General features: G+C 69.9%; 14 protein-coding genes. 7 read left to right on the top strand and 7 right to left on the bottom strand.

All coding sequences use genetic code 11. The features are described from left to right. Positions 1–12 precede the first annotated feature (12 nt). The 3 genes from ODJ79_RS42475 to ODJ79_RS42465 all read right to left on the bottom strand — a co-directional run bounded on the left by ODJ79_RS42475 (position 13) and on the right by ODJ79_RS42465 (position 3,194). Positions 13–894: a carbohydrate ABC transporter permease gene (locus tag ODJ79_RS42475; protein ID WP_263029429.1), complete on the bottom strand. Its 882-nt coding sequence runs from the start codon at positions 892–894 to the stop codon at positions 13–15. A 1-nt stretch (position 895) separates the two neighbouring features. Continuing rightward, on the bottom strand, positions 896–1,801 hold the full coding sequence (locus ODJ79_RS42470; RefSeq protein WP_263029400.1) for a carbohydrate ABC transporter permease: 906 nt from the start codon (positions 1,799–1,801) through the stop codon (positions 896–898). A gap of 79 nt (positions 1,802–1,880) precedes the next feature. Further along, complete coding sequence (locus ODJ79_RS42465) at positions 1,881–3,194, bottom strand: ABC transporter substrate-binding protein (RefSeq protein WP_263029399.1); 1,314 nt, start codon at positions 3,192–3,194, stop codon at positions 1,881–1,883. Positions 3,195–3,679: 485 nt separating this feature from the next. Here ODJ79_RS42465 and ODJ79_RS42460 point away from each other — a divergent pair, with 485 nt between their 5' ends. Then, entirely contained in the window at positions 3,680–4,027 is a 348-nt protein-coding gene (locus tag ODJ79_RS42460; RefSeq protein WP_263029398.1) for a PadR family transcriptional regulator, read from the top strand. Between the two features lie 66 nt (positions 4,028–4,093). After that, a complete protein-coding gene (locus tag ODJ79_RS42455) occupies positions 4,094–5,134 on the top strand; it encodes a hypothetical protein (protein ID WP_263029397.1) in 1,041 nt (346 codons plus the stop codon). A gap of 91 nt (positions 5,135–5,225) precedes the next feature. Here the strand turns inward: ODJ79_RS42455 and ODJ79_RS42450 are convergent, their stop codons facing one another. The 3 genes from ODJ79_RS42450 to ODJ79_RS42440 form a co-directional block, all read right to left on the bottom strand. Continuing rightward, positions 5,226–6,239 (bottom strand): LacI family DNA-binding transcriptional regulator, encoded by a 1,014-nt coding sequence (locus ODJ79_RS42450; RefSeq protein ID WP_263029396.1) that lies wholly within the window; start codon positions 6,237–6,239, stop codon positions 5,226–5,228. A 71-nt stretch (positions 6,240–6,310) separates the two neighbouring features. Beyond that, positions 6,311–9,124: a beta-galactosidase gene (locus ODJ79_RS42445; protein ID WP_263029395.1), complete on the bottom strand. Its 2,814-nt coding sequence runs from the start codon at positions 9,122–9,124 to the stop codon at positions 6,311–6,313. Positions 9,125–9,197: 73 nt separating this feature from the next. Continuing rightward, positions 9,198–12,131 (bottom strand): glycoside hydrolase family 3 protein, encoded by a 2,934-nt coding sequence (locus ODJ79_RS42440; protein WP_263029394.1) that lies wholly within the window; start codon positions 12,129–12,131, stop codon positions 9,198–9,200. Positions 12,132–12,536: 405 nt separating this feature from the next. Between ODJ79_RS42440 and ODJ79_RS42435 the strand changes: the two genes are divergently transcribed. Both ODJ79_RS42435 and ODJ79_RS42430 read left to right on the top strand, forming a co-directional pair. Further along, on the top strand, positions 12,537–13,520 hold the full coding sequence (locus tag ODJ79_RS42435; RefSeq protein ID WP_263029393.1) for an aminoglycoside phosphotransferase family protein: 984 nt from the start codon (positions 12,537–12,539) through the stop codon (positions 13,518–13,520). Positions 13,521–13,645: 125 nt separating this feature from the next. Further along, on the top strand, positions 13,646–14,674 hold the full coding sequence (locus tag ODJ79_RS42430) for a M4 family metallopeptidase (RefSeq protein WP_263029392.1): 1,029 nt from the start codon (positions 13,646–13,648) through the stop codon (positions 14,672–14,674). Here ODJ79_RS42430 and ODJ79_RS42425 read toward each other — a convergent pair. Then, positions 14,632–14,841: a hypothetical protein gene (locus tag ODJ79_RS42425; protein WP_263029391.1), complete on the bottom strand. Its 210-nt coding sequence runs from the start codon at positions 14,839–14,841 to the stop codon at positions 14,632–14,634. The two genes, ODJ79_RS42430 and ODJ79_RS42425, sit on opposite strands and share 43 nt — an antisense overlap. A gap of 58 nt (positions 14,842–14,899) precedes the next feature. On the opposite strand from ODJ79_RS42425, the gene ODJ79_RS42420 reads away from it, so the two are divergent. The 3 genes from ODJ79_RS42420 (at position 14,900) to ODJ79_RS42410 (ending at position 17,074) form a co-directional block, all read left to right on the top strand. Next, positions 14,900–15,217, top strand: a complete 318-nt coding sequence (locus tag ODJ79_RS42420; protein WP_263029390.1) for a protealysin inhibitor emfourin — start codon at positions 14,900–14,902, stop codon at positions 15,215–15,217. 42 nt (positions 15,218–15,259) lie between these two features. Continuing rightward, positions 15,260–16,165 carry a siderophore-interacting protein gene (locus ODJ79_RS42415; protein ID WP_263029389.1) on the top strand — a complete coding sequence of 302 codons (906 nt, stop codon included), beginning with the start codon at positions 15,260–15,262 and terminating at the stop codon, positions 16,163–16,165. A 96-nt stretch (positions 16,166–16,261) separates the two neighbouring features. After that, positions 16,262–17,074, top strand: coding sequence for an SAM-dependent methyltransferase (locus ODJ79_RS42410; RefSeq protein ID WP_263029388.1), 813 nt, complete (start codon positions 16,262–16,264; stop codon positions 17,072–17,074). The last annotated feature ends 4 nt before the right edge of the window (positions 17,075–17,078 follow it).

Genomic DNA, 17,078 nt, shown 5'->3' with positions numbered 1-17,078 from the left:
TGCGTCCTTTGCTTACTTGATGGCGCCGGCGGTGATGCCGCGGGTCAGCGTCCGCTGGAAGATCACGAAGAAGAGCATCGCGGGCAGGATGCCGAGCAGCGCCGAGGCGCTGGTCGTGGTGGCGTCCATCAGCCGGTCCCCCTGCAGCACGCCGAGGGCGACCGGCACCGTCTGGTTGTCGTTCGAGATCAGGAAGACCAGCGGAAGGAAGAACTCGTTCCAGGTCCAGATGAAGAAGAAGGTGAACAGCACGCCGAGGGTCGGCCGGCTGACCGGCACCACGACGCGCCAAAGGGTCCGCCACTTCCCGGCGCCATCGACGGAGGCGGCGTCCAGCAGCTCGGTCGGGAACTCGGCGTAGACCGAGGTCAGCAGGTACGTGCCGAACGCGCTCTGGATGACGGTGAAGATGATGATGATCGAGAGGAGGTCGTCGTACAGGCCGGCCTGCTTGGACAGGTAGTACAGCGGGTAGACCAGCACCTCCTGCGGCAGCAGGTTGGCGACCAGGAAGAAGACCAGGAACCAGACCCGGCCCCGCACCTTGCCGATGCCCAGCGCGTACGAGTTGAGGATGCTCAGCACGACGCCGAGCACGGCCACCACCATGCTCGACAGGAAGCTGTTCCAGAGCTTCTGGCCGAAGTTCACCCGGTTCCAGAAGTTGACGATGCCGTCCCAGTACAGGTGGCTGGGCAGGGCGAGCGGGCCGTGGCCGGCGTAGTCGCTCGGGCTCTTCACCGCGTTGAGCACGACCACGAGCAGCGGCGCGACCACGAGCAGCAGCAGCACGAGCAGCGCGACCAGGACCGCGAAGCGCACCGGGTTGCGGTGCTTGGCGGCGGTCACCGGCGGCTCGGCGGTCTTCGTCGGGGCGGGGGCGGTCACGGTCATCTCAGGCACCGGCCTTCTCGGCCCGGTTCTGCACCCGCAGGAACACGATCGCCAGCAGGATGATCAGCACGGTGAGCACGGTCGAGATGGCCGACCCGTACCCCACCTGGGCTTTTTCGAAGAAGTTCTTGTACGCGAAGTACGAGGGCACGATCGTCGCGTTGCTCGGGCCGCCCCGGGTGAGCACGAAGATCGGCCCGAAGATCTTCAGCGCGGCGATCGTGGTGGTCACCAGCACCACGTAGAACTCCGGCCGGATCAGGTAGACCGTGATCTTGCGGAACCGCTGCCACCAACTGGCGCCGTCCAGGTCCGCCGCCTCGTACAGCGAGGGGTCGATCCGCTGGAGGCCGGACATGAACATCACGATCGGGTAGCCGAGCTGGAACCAGATCATGATGGCCATGACGCTGTAGAGCGCGTAGCTCTCGTCGCCGAGCCAGTTCTTGGCCAGGCTCGACAGCCCGATCGACTCGAGGATCTTGTTGAGCGCGCCGTACTCCGGGTGCAGGATCCAGCCCCACACGATGCCGGTGACGGCGACCGGGATGACCTGGGGCAGGTAGAAACCGGACCGGAAGATCGACGCCCACCGGTTGCCGAAATGCTTGGCGACGTAGTCGAACAGCACCGCCGCGAGCACCAGGCCGAGCAGCGTCGGCACCACCGCCATGGCCAGGATCAGCAGGATGATGTGCCCGAACGACTGCCAGAACAACTCGTCGTGCAGCAGCCGGGTGTAGTTGTCGAAGCCGATCCACGTCTGGCCGCCCACACCGTTCCACCTGGTGAAGCTGGTGTAGACCGTCATGACCAACGGGACCACGATGACCGCCAGGGAGGCGATCACCCCCGGGATCAGGTAGACCGCGTAACCGCCGCCCCGGCTCGCCCTCTTGCCGGCCATGTGGGTTACGTCCCTTCTCTTCGCTTGCGGACCCGTTCTGCTGCCCGCGGGCGGCTTTGTCGCCGCCCGCGGGCCGGTCCTACTTGCCGATGTCGGCGAGGTTCTGGTTGTACGGCTTCGCGATCTCGTCGAGGAACGCCGACGGGGTCTTCGAGCCGTTGATCAGGCCCTGCACGCCCGCCACCAGGACGTCGTAGTAGCCCGGCGCCGGCCAGTCCGGGTAGAACGCCAGACCGTCCTGCGACGAGATCTTGTTGAAGTTGTCGATCAGTTCCTTGTTCTTCGCGTCGGTGATCGCCGAGGCGTCGGCCGCCACCGGGACGCCGCCCGAGTTGCCGAGCAGGTTCTGGATCTCCGGCGACATGGTGATGTCGATGAAGTCGTACGCGAGGCTCTTGGCCTTACTCTTCTCCGGGACGACCCAGATGTTGCCGCTCGAGCCCGGGTGCAGGCTGTTGCCCGGGAAGAGGAAGGTGCCCCACGAGAAGTTCTTGATCTCGCTGGCGAACCGGCCGTACCACCAGCTGCCCGAGATCAGGATCGGGAACTTGCCCTGCTCCCAGGCGACACCCATGTCCTCGGCCTTGATGCCGGCCGAGTTCTTGGCGATGTAGCCCTTGGCGACCCAGTCCGCGAAGGTCTGCGCGCCGTAGGTGAGCTGCGGCCCGTGGAAGTCCACCTTGTTCTTGTAGAGCTGGTAGTCGTCCACGAACGAGCGGTCGGCCTTGGACAGCGCGAGCTCGTAGAAGATCTGCTGAGCCGGGTACTCGGCGCCGCCCACCGACAGCGGCGTGCTGCCCTTGGCCTTGAACGCGTCCAGCACCTTGGTGAACTCGTCCAGGGTGGTCGGCACCTGCAGGTTGTACTTCTTGAACAGGTCCTGGTTGTAATAGACCATGACGTATTCGCCGTAGTTCGGGACGCCGAACCACTTGCCCGAGCCCATGATGCCGCTGTCGTCGTACTTGGCCGTGGTCTGCAGGCTGTTGCTCAGCTTCTTGTCCCACCCGCGCTGCGTCGCCTGGTCGCTCAGATCGGTGAGCAGGCCCTGCTTCGACAGCAGGCCGGCGGTCGCGTTGCCCTTGTTGTACTCCATGATGTCGGGCGCGCTGTCCGAGTTCAGGATCATCTGGGCGTTCTGCTGGATCTGCTCGAAGGACTTCTCCTCGAACTTCACCGTCACGCCGGGGTGCTTCTGCTTGAAGATGTCGATCGCCTTGTTCCAGGCGACGCCCATGGCGCTGGTCGGGCCCTCGTAGTGCCAGAGGGTGAGGGTCTTCGCGTCGCTGCCGCTGTTTTTGTCATCCGAGCCGGAACCGCTGCATGCGGACAGCGCGAGTGACGTGGCCAGCAAGAATGCACCGGCGGCAGCGCCGGCTCGGGTTCTGAACATGCCGTCCTCCGGGAGGGGTCCGTCGAAGCGCTTCGACACGCGGTCGTCGAAGCGCTTCGACGCGGGACTTTCCGGTGACGTTAGGGTCCGCCACACATCGATGTCAACGGTGTGACCAAGAGATTTCGCAACGATCGGATCGCACCACCATCGATCGACCCCACCCCCGAACACAGGCCCCTCAACCTCGCCACAGAGTTCCCCGTCGATGTCCCGCCCCACGCCCGCAACCCACTCACGCCGCACCCCCGCTCACGGCGCGCCCCCGCTCACGCCGCGCCCCGGTCACGGCGCGTCCCACTCACACCGCGGCCCCTCGCGCCGCGCCGCCCACTCGCGCCGCACCCCTGGCGCCGCGCCCCTCGCTCCGCGCCCACCCCGGGATCTTGAAAGGTTTCCGCGCGCTCCTGACATCAGCGCTCCACTTTCGACGCGCCGGCCTGGGCAACCCGGTATATACCTGTGATCGGTATATACTTCCGGGCATGAATGAGGCGACCATGCGGGAGCCGACGTTCCTGGTGCTCACCGCGCTCGCGGCCGAGCCACAGCACGGCTACGCCGTCATCGAGGACGTCCGGCGCATCACCGATGGGCGGGTGACGCTGCGGGCGGGCACGCTCTACGCCGTCCTCGACCGGCTGCGCGGCGACGGGCTCATCGAGGTCGACCGCGAGGAGGTGGTCCAGTCCCGGCTGCGGCGCTACTACCGGCTCACCGCGCTGGGCGAGCGGCGGCTGGCCGCCGAGAGCGCCCGGCTGCGGCGGCAGGCGACGGTGGCCGAGCGGCGGCTGCGCGAGCGCCGCCCCCGGCCCGGCAACGCCCCCGCCTGAAAATCGGACCCAGCAACGCTCCCCGCCTGAGAATCCGGCCCGGCAACGCCCCGCCGAAGAATTCCGATGAAGACTGGAGACCGACCGTCGATGACCCCGCACGACGAACTGGAGCGCCGGTACCGGCGCCTGATGACCGCCTACCCGCGGCGGCACCGGCAGGAGTACGAGGAGGAGATGGTGGCCGTGCTGCTGGCCGCAGCCGAGCCGGGCGCGCGCCGCCCGGGTCTCCGCGACCGCGCCGATCTCCTGGTCAACGCGCTGGCCGTCCGTCTTCGCGGGTGGGGCACCGCCCTGGGCGACGACGCGTGGCGGCGGGCGGCGTTCGTGGTCCAGTTGGTCGGGTCGCTGTTCCTGCTCGGCGTCGGGCTTCGCCGGCTGCCGCTCAGCGTGGCCCCCTATCTCGCCGGCGGCGCGGACGCGGTGGACGTCGCCCGGCCGGCCGTGTGGGCGATCGGGTTCGCCGTGGCCCTGGCCGGTCTGCGCCGGGTCGCCGCCGGGGTCGCGGCGGCCGGCGCGATCGTCGAGACCGTGCACGTCGCCCGGTGGTACGACTACTCGCCGAGCCAGGTCCTGCGGTCGAGCTGGCTGGTGACGGTGGCGCTGCTGGTCGCGGCCGGCTCGGTGTGGCTGGCCGGCGGCGCGCGGGTCACCGTGCCGCGCGGCCTGTGGTGGTTCGCCGCGGCGCTGCTGGCCGCGGTCGGCGGCCGGGTCGCCGACGACCGCCAGTGGCAGTTCCGCGGCCTCGACGTCGCGATCTTCTATGACGGTCGGTTCGTGTTCCGGGTCGGCGCGCCCTTTTATCTGACTGCCGCCGGGCTCGCCCTGTGGGCATGGTGGCGGCTGGGTGGTCCGGTCCGCCGCCGGGTCCTGGCGCTGGCCGCCCCGGTGGCCGCCATCGCCGCGATGGTCGCGTACGGGTTCGCCGGGTTCATGTACTCCAGCCAGCGGTTCCCGTCGCCGGTTCTGCTGGTCCCGGTCCAGTGGGCAGTTCTGCTGGCTACCCCGCCGGTGGCATTCGTCCTGGCAGCGGCCCTGCTCAACCGGTGGGAACGGCTGAGCGCGCTGGTCCGGCTCGGCCGGCAGGCGGAGGACGCCTCGGCGTGAGCGTTCCTACCGCACCGCCGCCGGGGCCGCGCAGCTCTCCCGCTCGACGAGGGTCGGCGGAAGCACCGAGGACGCCTCGGCGTGAGTGTTCCTACCGCACCGCCGCCGGGGCCGCGCAGCTCTCCCGCTCGACGAGAGTCGGCGGAAGCAGCCGCACCGGCTCGGTGTGCCGCCCGTCGAGCAGCTTCATGACCGTCTCGACGGCCAGGCCGCCCACGTCGTGCGACGGTATGTCCACCGAGGTCAGCTCGATCGGCATCGACAGGGCCACGTCCCGCGGGCAGACCGCGACCACCGAGATGTCCTCCGGCACCCGCCGCCCGGCCGCCCGCAACTGGTCGAGCAGCGGCCGCAGCGCCTCCTCGTTGTGCACCACCAGCGCGGTCACCCCGTCGAGCTCCGCGTCGATGTCGGCGAGGCAGGTGCGTACCCCGTCCTGACCCGGCTCGCACGGGTGGGTCATCGTCTCCAGCCCGAACTCCCCGGACGCCGCCGTGAACCCGGCCAGGAACCGGTCGGCATAGCTGGTCCCCCGCCGGTAGACCGCCGGCGACGGCCCGACCAGCGCGATCCGGCGGTGACCGTGCCACGCCAGGTGGCGCAGCGTCTCCCGGGCCGCGGCCGCGAAGTCGAGGTCGACGCAGACGATGCCGGCCGGGTCGTCGGGCAGGCCGATCAGCACGGTCGGCTGCTTGAGCCGGCGCAGCGCCGGGATGCGCATGTCGTGCTTCTCGACGTCCATCACGATCAGCGCGTCGACCATCGTCGAGTGCGCCACCCGCTCGAGCCCGGCGGTGCCCTCGTCCTTGGTCAGCAGCAGCACGTCGTGGTTGTGCGTGCGGGCCGCGGTCACCACCGCGGTCGCGAACTGCATGATGACCGGGACGTTGACGTCCACCCGCAGCGGCACCACGAGCGCCACGACGTTGGTCTTGCTGCTCGCGAGCGCCCGCGCGCCGGCGTGCGGGTGGAAGCCGAGCTCGGCGATGGCGGCCTGGACCCGGGCCCGGGTCTGCGCGGAGATCGGCCGGCGGCCGCTCAGCACGTACGACACCGTGCTCGGCGACACCCCGGCCGCCCGGGCGACGTCGTTGATCGTCGGCATCGGCCCTCCCCACGTGACCCGGTCGCGCTCCATCATGCGCCCTTCGCCAGGAATCCTAACCGCCTAATTGATCAAGCTGGGACGTCGCGTACCGGCACACCTCCGCGCTGGGTTCCGGCGACCGCCAGATGCGGAACGGTCACGGTCGATGGCCGCTCGGCGATCACGGCGATCGCGAGGGTGTTCCGGCCGTTCTGGTGCAGCAGGCCGGCGGGCAGGACGAACGAGGTCTGCGGGCCGATCGCCGCGCCGTACTCGCCGAGGTTCCAGCCGTTGAGGAAGATCTGCTCCCGGTAACCCTCGGGAATCGCCCCGTCGAAGCGCAGCGTGACCGACGTGTCCTGCCCCCGCGGCAGGTCGAGCGCGAAGCCGGTCCGCAGCCAGCTCACCCCGCCCGGCACCGCCCGGGTGGCCGGCTGCCAGGACCGGTCGGGGTAGCCCGGCAGCGTCCAGCCGGTGCGCTCCCCGTACAGGCCGCCGTTGTTGAGCCCGCCCCGAACCGGGTCCACCGCGGCCTGCCCCTGAATCTTCCAGGAGATTGCAGGTACGCCGTCGACCGCGGCGCCGACCAGCCCGCGCGGCTGCCGGAACCGGCTGTCCTCGGCCGTCCAGTCGTCGTTGTTGCCCATGTTCTGCACCAGCACGGACAGCACCGCCGTCGAGCCCGGCTTCACCAGGCCGGCCGGGATGGTGAACTTCCCGGCCCCCGGCGACGGGTTGGCCGGCACGTCCGAGTCGGCCTGCACGCCACCCACCGCGCTGCCCAGGTACGTCCCGTTCAGCCACACCAGGTAGTTGCCTCGCTTGCCGGTGATCGCGTTGAGTGACACGGTCGTCTCGTTCCCGGAGGCGGTGAACCGGCCGCGATACCAGACGCTGCCCGCGTGGTAGCCGTACTCGTCGCTGAACAGCACCGGCTGGGTGAGCGGCGGGAACGTGCTCAGACTGCTCGTCCGGTCGGCCACCGTCCACCGCGAGTCGTCGAAGCCCGGCTGCGCTTCCGGCGCCTCGCCCCGCTGTTTCCAGCCGCCGAGAGCCGGCAACGAAACCTTCCGCGGGCCGGGCAGACCACCGACCAGCGAACCGCTTTCCGACGTACGGGTGACGACCGGCTCCCCGTTGACCACGACCCGGACGGCCGGCGAGAACACCTCGATCGCCCCGGCCGACGAGGTGTCCGCCCGCAACGAGACCGTCCCGTGCGACACCGATGCCGACCGCAGCAGAGCAGTGCCCCGCACCAGAACCGGCCCGGCGGCCGTGTCGGCCCGCCAGAACGAGCCGGCCGCGTCATCGGTGCCGAGCAGAAGCAGCAGCGGCCGGTGTCCCCCACCGCTGATCAGCACGCGGGCCAACCCGTGATGGGTGTAGTCGAGCCGCAGATCCCCATTCGCGTACGACGATGCGACCGTCCCGTCGAGCACCTTGACCACCGGCTCCGACGAATAGCGCAGCACCGTTGTCCCCGGCGTTCCTTCGGAACCGTAGAGAACCGCGACATCCCGATTGATGTACGCCGTGGTCAGCAGCTCCGAGGTCGACGCGACAAGCCGCTGCCCGCCCAGGTCGAATCCGCCCACCAGGACTTTCGCGTCGTGCCCGGGAAGCGTCAGCGGCAGCGTGTGCCCGTTCCACGAAAGCGTCGACGAGACCGGCGCCGTGGAGCCGTTTCGGACCAGGACAAACTGCGTACCCAAATCGGGGTTTGTCCTTGCTGCGGTTTCCAGCCCGGCGGCGACCGGCGCGGTGGCGGGATCGGTCTTGGCAAGAGCCGGCACCGCCTGCAGGAAGTAGTTCTGCCGCTTGTACTCGAAGTACTTCGGCGTCAGCCGGCGCGCCTCGTCGATCGCCGCGCCGTAGTCGTAGGAGGTGTAGACGTCGTTGGGCTGACCGAGCCAGCCCCAGTTCGTCCCGCCGAACCCCATGTAGTAGTTGAACGCCGTCGCCCCGGAGAGCACGACATTCCCCTTCTGGAAGTACTTGGTGTATTGGACGCCGGTCAGGTCCCGGCAGGCGTCGTATCCGGCGTTGTTCGAGTCGATCGCGCCGGCCTGATATTCGGCCGCGAACACCGGGGCGTCGTCGCGCACCCGCTCGGTGACGCCCGCGCCCCACGGCCCCCAGACGCTGGAGGCGTTCTGGCATTCGAACGACTGGGGATAGTCGTCCACGCCCGGAATCTGCACCGCGCCCGGCCCCGACCCCCAGGTCGACGACCAGGATCCGGCGTCGCAGCAGTCGTTGGTGGTGATCGGCACGTCGATGCCGTCGGCTCGCGCGGTGTCCTGCAGGTCCTGCATGTACACCGGGTCGGTGTTCACCTGGTACTCGTTCTCGACGTTGTAGAGCACCACCGACCCGCCGCGGGTCACCTGATGCCGGGCGAGGATCGGGTTGATGTGCGCGAGCCAGTCGTGGTACGCGGCGGTGTAGCCGGCGTCGCTGCTGCGCGCCCGCCCGGGCACCGTCTTGAGCCAGGCCGGGAAGCCCCCGCCGCTGGTCTCGGCGTTGATGTACGGTCCGGGCCGGGCGATCACGTACAGCCCGGCCTGCTCGGCCGTGCGCAGCAGCCGGTCGACGTCGCGGACGCCGGTGAAGTCGTATATTCCGGGCGCGGGCGAGTGGAACGCCCAGGAGAAGTAGACCGAGATCGCGGTGAAGCCGGCCGCCTTCTCCTTCTCCAGGATGTCCTTCCAGAGGTCGGGCGAGGGCAGCCGGAAGTAGTGGAACTCGGCTGCCGAAAGAACGATGCGTCGCCCGTCGAGCATCAGCGAATATCGGTCGTACGTCACGCGGTGCCCCGGCGCCGCGGCGGACGGCCCGGCGATCGTCACCAGGCCGGCGAGCGTCAAGGCAAGGGCGAGCAGGATGCGGCGAAACTTCATGCAGACTCCCTCGAGGGCGGAAGGATCGGTGACCCGCCCGCCCGCTGACCAGGCGGGCGGGCGGGTTCCCCTCTCACCGAATGGAGAATGTGGACACGCGCAGCGCGTCGCCGAACACGAGGTAGACGTCGTGGTGCCCGCCGAGGTGAGCCGAGGCCAGCGCGGCGGTGGTGGTCGCATACCGGTAGACGTCGCCGGTCGCGGGAACGGCCGCCGTGCCGAGCAGTCGGCCCGCCGGCGAGTCCAGGCGGATCTCGATCCTGCCGGCGGAAAGGGCCGCGACGCTGGCGGTGAAGGTCGTGCCGCCGCGCAGATCGGCGTCCTTGAAGGCGATCCAGTCGCCGGCCGCCGACGAGCCCACCGCCGTGCCGGACGCCTTCGACTCGTCGACGAGCTTGACCGCCGGGGCGTACGCGTCGAAGTTCTCCGCCCGCGTGACCTTCGACAGGTCCCGCGCCGGGATCGTCTCGCCGCGCACGTTCCAGGTGATCGACTGCCGGATGTCGGCCGACGAAGAGCCGATCATGACGTCGTACGCCGAGGTCTCCACCACCCACCTGCCGCGGGTGACGTCCCAGTGCTTGAGGTCGTCGGCGGTCAGCCTCAGGCTGACGGTCCTCGTCTGCCCGGCCGCCAGGTGCACCCGGTCGAAGGCGCGCAGCTGCTTGACCGCCGTCCGGTCCCGCGAGGTGCGCTGGTGGGTGTAGAGCTGGACCACCTCGTCGCCGTCCCGCCTGCCGGTGTTGGTGACGGTGAAGGTGACCCGGCCGTTGCCGAGCACCGGCTTGCCATACCTGAAGGACGTGTACGACAGGCCGTACCCGAACGGGTAGAGCGGCTTCTGCCGGCTGTAGAGGTAGGTCTGGTTCGAGGTGATGATGTCGTAATCGAGCAGGTCGGCCGGCAGCTGGCGGTCGCTCTGATACCAGGTCTGCGAGAGCCGCCCGGCCGGGTTGTACGAGCCGTAGAGCACGTCCGCGATCGCGTGCCCGGTCTCCGCGCCGGCGTGCGTCGTCCACACGATCCCCGGCACGTGCTGCTGCTCCCAGGTGATCGTGTCGGGGTAACTGGTCTGCAGCACGACGATCGTGTGCGGGTTGACCGCCTGCACCGCCTTGACCAGGGCCTCCTGGCCGGCGCCGAGCGCCGTCGTGGTGCGGTCGTGCGCTTCCCGGCCGTTGATGAACGGCTGGCTGCCCACCACCAGCACGGCGGTGTCGGCCGACTTGGCCGCGGCGACCGCCTCGTCGATGCCGCTGCGCAGCACCTGTTTGCTGAACTTCGCGGCGCCCGCGGCGTCCGGCGAGCCCAGGGCGAGCTTGCCGGCGGCATCGACCGTGAGGTAGCGATTCGGCCCGAACCAGCTTTCCAAGGTCTCGTAGCCCGCGTACCTGATGGCGAACGTCCCGTCCGGCTGCGCCTCGAGCTTGAACTGCTGCTGCACGAACCAGCCGTTGGGCTGGTCGTCCCGGGTGACGAACGGCCCCCAGTTGTAGCCGAGGTATTTGCCGTTCGAGACGTTCTTGAGGGTGAGCACGCCCTGCCCCCAGTCGTCCGCGTCGAACTGCGCGGCCGTGGTGGCCTCGGTTCCGGAGACGCTGACGGCGTCCGCGTCGGTGGTGCCGGTCGCGGTCACGTACTTGCCGGTGGCGACGTCCTTGAGCGCGATCCGGTCGGATCCGGTCGAGCTGACCACGCTGCCGGCGCGCTCCTTGATCCCGTCCACGGCGGTCACCCGGTAGGGCAGCTTCCCGCCGTACCAGTCGCTGTAAAGGGTGTCGCCGAGCGGGCCGACCACCGCGACCTTGCCGCCCGGCTTCAGCGGCAGCGCGTTGTCCGAGTTCTTCAGCAGCACCATCGCCTCGTCGGCGGTCTGCCGGGACAGCTTCTGGTTGGCCGGGCTGTTGATCACATCCGGCCCGATACCGCCATACCGGCCGCCGCCCGGGTCGAACTCGCCGAGCCGGAAGCGGATGCTCAGCGCCTGCCCGGCTGCCACGTCGATGTCGTGCTCGGTGAGCAGCCCCTGGTCGAGCGCCTGCTTGATCGCGGTGACGGTCGGCGTCCCGTTGGCGTCGTCCACCGTGAACGAGTTGATCCCCGCCTTGATCACCGCGGCGTCGGCCTCGGCCTGGGTCGCGTAGTACTTCTCCGAGCCGGTGAGGTTGTACGGCGCGTAGGCGTCCGAGACGTTGAACAGCGGGTATTTGCTCCAGCCGCGCTCGAGCGTCGCCAGGTCCGGGTTCACCGTGTTCGGGCGCCCGTTGGTCAGGTTGTACGAGCCCATCACGCCGGTTGCCGCGTTCGCGCTGATCGCCGGCTGGAACGCCGCCCGGTCGTACTCGTTGAGCACCCGGTTCGGCACGTTCGACGAGGTCACGTCCCGGCCGACCTCGTTGTTGTAGGCCAGGTAGTGCTTCAGCGTCGGTGCGGCCTTGAGGTGGTCGGGGTCGCCGCCCTCCAGCCCTGCGCCGTACGCCGTCGAGATCGCGCCGGTGAGCAACGGATCCTCGGAGTAGCCCTCCTCGTTGCGCCCCCACCGCGGATCGCGCAGCAGGTTCACCACGGGCGCCCACAGGTTCAGCCCGAAGACCCGCGGGTTCTTCGCGTTGAAGCCGCGCGCCTCGTCGCCCACCGCCGAGCCGACCCGGGTGATCAGGCCGGTGTCCCACGTGCTCGCGAGCCCGACCGGCTGGGCGAACGACGTGCCGTCGGCCTGCACCACCGCGCCGCCGTTGTCGAGGTCGTTGGACCACGCCACGCCGTGCAGCGCCTCGGTGCCGGCCTTGAAAAGGTTGATGCCCAGCCGCGGGATGGCCGGCTGATACTGGTGCAGCAGCGAGATCTTCTCGTCCAGCGTGAGCCGCCCGACCAGGTCGTCGACGCGCGCCTGGAGCGGCAGATGTGGATCACGGAACGGATAGGCCGGGTCCGCGTGCGCGGCGCCCGGAATGGCCGGAGCCAGCAGCAGAGCGGCCGCCAGAACCGGTAGGAAACGCCTTCGCATGGGCGATTCTCCTCGATTTTCAGGAACGGCAAATAACCCGCTCAGCGAGGAACGCGAGCAGGCCAGATTTTCGAAGGCCACGTTTCCGCGGGACGTGTTTCAGGTCCGTGTCGAAGCGCTTCGATTGTCGGCGGTATCGCTCACGATAGATGCCCGCCAATCCCGTGTCCACAGTCTCCCGGAAATCTCGCCGCAACATCGACACCGATCATGGGCGGCTTCGACCGACGGTCACCCTCGGCGTTCCGCTTCAAAGGCCCTTGCCGTACGCGGCCGGTCCGGTCCCCGCCGCTCCAGGCGATCTCGCTGCCGTCCCGGCCCCGTGCCGCCCGCTGCGGGCTGAGCTGCAACTCGAGCCGGAAATCGGGAGGCGCCGCGGGCGGGGCGAGCCCTATCGTTGCGGCGATGGACACGGTGCGGGCCAACGCCTGGGACGATCCACGGTGGCGGGAGTCCGCCCACGCGTGGGTGACCGAACGGCTCGCCGAGGGCGGTATGCCCCCGGTCGGCGCGATCGAAGAGGTCCGGGTGCGGCCCTGGTCGGTGACCCATCGGGTGCCGACGACGGCCGGGGTCGCCTGGTTCAAGGCGAACACTCCGGAGTGCGCCTACGAGGCCGGCCTGACCGTCCCGCTGGCCACCTGGGCGCCCGGCCGGGTGCTCGCACCCCTGGCCGTCGACGCGTCCCGGGGCTGGCTGCTGACCGCCGACGCCGGCCCCACCCTGCGCGAGGTGGTGGCCGGGGACCGCCTGCTGCCGACCTGGGCGGCGATGCTGCAGTCCTACGCGGCGCTCCAGCGTGACCTGGCCGCGCACACTCCCGAGATGCTGGCCCTGGGCGTCCCCGATCACCGCCCCGAGCACCTCCCCACCCGCCTCGCCGCCCTGCTGGCCGATCCGCAGGTCCAGGCCGACCTGGGCCCGGCACGCCGGGCCGCCGTGGACAGGGTCGCCCCCGATGTCACCGACTGGTGCGCCGAGCTCTCCGCCGACGGCATCTCCGCCACCCTCCAGCACGACGACCTGACCGACGCCAACGTCTTCCCCGCACCCGACGGCTTCCGGTTCTTCGATTGGGGCGACTCGAGCGTGGCGCACCCGTTCGGCTCCCTGCTGGTCGCCATCGGCTTTGCGGCCCACCTGCTCGGGCTCGAGCCGGGAGCGCCCGATCTCGACCGCCTGCGGGATGCCTACCTCGAGCCCTGGTCCGACCTGGCCCCGCTGCCCGACCTGCGTCGCGCGGCCGCACTGGCCTGCCGGGTCACCCGAGTGTCCAAGGCCCTCGCCTGGCAGCGCGCCCTGGCCGACCCGGCCGTCCCGGTCGACCCCGGCTTCCGCACCGCGGTCGCCGACTGGCTCGCCGAACTTGCCGAGCCGCCGCTCCTTTGAGCCATTCAAGTCTGGTCGCCGATTTGTTCAAAAATTGACAGTACCGACTGTTCAAGAATTGACAGCCCGCGCCCGCGAATCGGCGAAATGTAGGTGGATCAATTCCTCCGGCGAGGGGCAGGCACATGTCAGGTCCGGTTTGTTTCTACGTTCCCGCGCACATCATCGACCATATTGCGAAGAATGCTCGCCAACTCGGCATCGACCCGGAGCCGGCGCAGCGCACGGCCCTTGCCTCCCAGGCACAGCGGCAGGCTCGGCGCAGCGCCGCCACCGCGAGTCTGGCCGCGCTCACGCCGCCTCGCCCGGGCAAGGGCGACCGGCAGATCTACGACGACGAGCACCAGTGGAACACGAGCGTGACGCTGGTCCGCGGCGAGGGCGACCCCGCGGTCGGTGCCGCCAACGCGAACGCCGCCTATGACGGGCTGGGCGCCACCCGCGACTTCTACCGGGACGTTCTCGGGCGCGACTCCATCGACAATGCCGGCCTCACGCTGCTCGGAAACGTCAATTTCGGCGACCAGTACGACAACGCGTTCTGGGACGGCACCCAGATGGTGTTCGGCAACGGCGACGAGACGATTTTCACCGACTTCACCAAGGACGTCGATGTCTGCGCGCACGAACTGACCCACGGCGTCACCCAGTACACGGCGGGGCTCGTCTACACCGACCAGCCGGGCGCGATGAACGAGGCGTTCTCCGACATCTTCGGCTCGTGCGTGGACCAGATGGTGCACAAGGTGGACGCCGGCGAGCACAACTGGCTGATCGGCGAGCAGGTCATGGCGGAGCAGCTGTACGGCGAGGCGATCCGCTCGATGTCGCACCCGGGCACCGCCTACGACAACCCGATCCTCGGCAAGGACCCGCAGGCCGCCGACATGTCCGGGTACGTGCCCGGCGGCGACCCGCACGTGAACTCGGGCATCATCAACCGGGCGTTCTACCTGACCGCGATCGAGCTGGGCACCTTCCCGGCCGCCCAGGTCTGGTTCAACACGCTGGTCAACCTGTGGCCGAACGCGCAGTTCAGCGACTGCGCCTACGTCTGCGCCGAGCAGGCGCGCATCCTCGCCCGCGACGGCAAGGTCGGCCGCAACGCCGCTCAGACCGTGCGCTCGGCGTTCCGTGAGGTGGGCGTCGTGTAGTAGGGGCCGGCGGGTTCCGACCAGAGCACCCCGCAGTCGTCGCAGGTCCAGAGCACGTGTCCGGGCCCGCGGCGACGGCGGGGTACCGTCTTGTAGAGCTGTGCGCCGCACGACCAGCAGGCGGTGCCGACCACCGCCTGGCCGGGCGCAGCCTTCGGAATACCCATAATTCCTGTTTACCCGCGAAAGTCGCCGCGAACACCACCGTTGCCATCGGAGGGCGTCGTGTCCGAGCATGTCCGCGCCGAGCTGCGCCGCTCCGGCGGTTTCGCCGGCCGCCCGGTGCACGTCCAGGTCGACTCCGCGACCCTGCCGCCGGCCGACGCGGCCCGGCTCGTCCAGCTGGTCTCCACCATCGATCTGTCCCGGCTCGGCGCGGCCCGCCCCGGCCCGCCCGCCGGCGCCGACCTGATGAGCTACGACCTGATGATCGAGCGCGGCGGCCGGCGCTGGCAGGGCACCGTCGCAGACCCCACGATCCCCGCCGGGCTGCGGCCGCTGCTGCAGTTCCTGACCCGCTACTCGCACGGCCCGGGCGCATAGGTTAGGTTAGGCATGCCTTTGCTGCCGACCTAGGAGGACCCGGTGACCACCACCGCACCCCCGCCGTGGCGAATCTTCTCCACGACCGTCCGCGAGGTGCGGCGGCTGAGCCCCAGCTTCCTTCGTGTCACCTTCACCGGCGACGACCTGCATCATTTCGCCGACAACGGCTTCGACCAGCGGATCAAGCTGATCCCGCCGCTGCCGGGCGGCGGCCACGACCACTTCCCGGCCGGGCCCGACTGGTACTCCCGGTGGCGCGACCTGCCCGACGAGCGGCGCAACCCGATCCGCACCTACACCGTCCGCGCGGTCCGCCCCGACCTGCGCGAGGTCGACGTCGACATGGTCCTGCACGGCGTCCACGGCCCCGCCTCCCGCTGGGCCGCCTCGGCGGTGCCGGGGTCGACCGCCTGCCTGATGGGCCCGAACGCCGAGCACGACGGCGCCCACGGCGGCGTCGACTTCCGCCCGCCCGCCCGGACCGAGTGCCTCCTGCTCGGTGGCGACGAGACCGCGGTCCCGGCCATCTCCTCGATCCTGGCCGGCCTGCCCGCCGACGCCCGCGGCGAGGCCCTGCTGGAGGTACCGGCCGACGAGGACGCCCTGCAGATCACGGCGCCACCGGGTGTACGCGTGACGTGGCTGGCCCGCAACGGCGCCCCGCACGGCGAGCGGCTCGTCCCGGCCATGCGCGCGGCGGTCCGGCGGCTGCTCGGCGATCGGGCCCCGGCGCCCGCGGACGAGCTCGAGGATGTCGACGTCGACGCCGGCATCCTCTGGGAGGTGCCCGAGCCGGCCGACGTGAGCCGCTTCTACGCCTGGCTCGCCGGCGAGGCCGCGATGATCAAGTCGCTGCGCCGCCACCTCGTCATCGAGTGCGGCGTGGACCGCCGCTCGGTCGCCTTCATGGGTTACTGGCGCCAGGGCCGCGCCGAATCCGATTGACGGCACCTCCGCGAAATCATCGCGGCCGATCGAGGGATACAGTGACAGCCCGTTGCCATGGTCCACTGTGTTCCCGCCGACCGATCGGAGCTCGCCATGGAGGAGCCGAGGCCGCCCGTCGGCCTGGACACCAGCAAGGCCCACGTGGCACGCGTCTACGACTACTGGCTCGGCGGCAAGGACAACTTCGAGGCCGACCGGGCGTACGGTGACGCCCTCGAGGCCCGGGTGCCGTCCATCCGCCTGACGTGCCGGATGAACCGTCAGTTCCTGGGCCGGGCCGTCAGCTTCCTGACCGCCGACGCCGGCATCCGCCAGTTCCTCGACATCGGCACCGGCCTGCCCACGGCCGACAACACCCATCAGGTGGCGCAGCGGATCGCGCCGGCGGCCCGGGTCGTCTACACCGACAACGATCCGCTGGTGCTGGTCCACGCCCGAGCCTTGCTGACCAGTTCCCCCGAGGGGCGCACCGCCTACATTGACGCCGACGTCCGCGACCCCGGCGCCATCCTGGAGGCCAAGGAGCTCACCGAGACGCTCGACCTCACCGAGCCGGTCGCCGTGATGCTGATCGCCGTGCTTCACCTGGTGACCGACGACGCGGTCGCCTATCCGGCGATCAGCACCATCTTCGACGCCATGCCCTCGGGCAGCTACCTGGTGATCTCGCACGCGACCGGCGACTTCTGGCCGCAGGAACAGGTGGATGCCGCCAACGCCACCAACCAGGCGCACAACGTGGACTTCCGCTTCCGCACCAGGTCCGAGGTGGCCCGCTTCCTCACCGGCCTGGACCTGGTCGATCCCGGCATAGTTCCGGTGGCCGAGTGGCGCGCCGGCCCCGACAGCGTCGTCCCGCCGAGTGCCGAGAGCAACATCTGGGCCGCCGTGGCCAAAAAGCCTTAGCCGC

It is taken from the genome of Actinoplanes sp. KI2 (assembly GCF_025630775.1).
In the GTDB taxonomy this organism is placed as follows: Bacteria; Actinomycetota; Actinomycetes; order Mycobacteriales; family Micromonosporaceae; genus Actinoplanes.
Note: the sequence above shows the minus strand (reverse complement) of the source record. Positions and strands in the feature narration are given on the sequence as shown.

Coding starts and splice junctions, on each gene's coding strand:
- ODJ79_RS42475 (WP_263029429.1), bottom strand. CDS start 894: ATGACCGTGACCGCCCCCGCCCCGACGAAGACCGCCGAGCCGCCGGTG.
- ODJ79_RS42470 (WP_263029400.1), bottom strand. CDS start 1,801: ATGGCCGGCAAGAGGGCGAGCCGGGGCGGCGGTTACGCGGTCTACCTG.
- ODJ79_RS42465 (WP_263029399.1), bottom strand. CDS start 3,194: ATGTTCAGAACCCGAGCCGGCGCTGCCGCCGGTGCATTCTTGCTGGCC.
- ODJ79_RS42460 (WP_263029398.1), top strand. CDS start 3,680: ATGAATGAGGCGACCATGCGGGAGCCGACGTTCCTGGTGCTCACCGCG.
- ODJ79_RS42455 (WP_263029397.1), top strand. CDS start 4,094: ATGAAGACTGGAGACCGACCGTCGATGACCCCGCACGACGAACTGGAG.
- ODJ79_RS42450 (WP_263029396.1), bottom strand. CDS start 6,239: ATGCCGACGATCAACGACGTCGCCCGGGCGGCCGGGGTGTCGCCGAGC.
- ODJ79_RS42445 (WP_263029395.1), bottom strand. CDS start 9,124: ATGAAGTTTCGCCGCATCCTGCTCGCCCTTGCCTTGACGCTCGCCGGC.
- ODJ79_RS42440 (WP_263029394.1), bottom strand. CDS start 12,131: ATGCGAAGGCGTTTCCTACCGGTTCTGGCGGCCGCTCTGCTGCTGGCT.
- ODJ79_RS42435 (WP_263029393.1), top strand. CDS start 12,537: ATGGACACGGTGCGGGCCAACGCCTGGGACGATCCACGGTGGCGGGAG.
- ODJ79_RS42430 (WP_263029392.1), top strand. CDS start 13,646: ATGTCAGGTCCGGTTTGTTTCTACGTTCCCGCGCACATCATCGACCAT.
- ODJ79_RS42425 (WP_263029391.1), bottom strand. CDS start 14,841: ATGGGTATTCCGAAGGCTGCGCCCGGCCAGGCGGTGGTCGGCACCGCC.
- ODJ79_RS42410 (WP_263029388.1), top strand. CDS start 16,262: ATGGAGGAGCCGAGGCCGCCCGTCGGCCTGGACACCAGCAAGGCCCAC.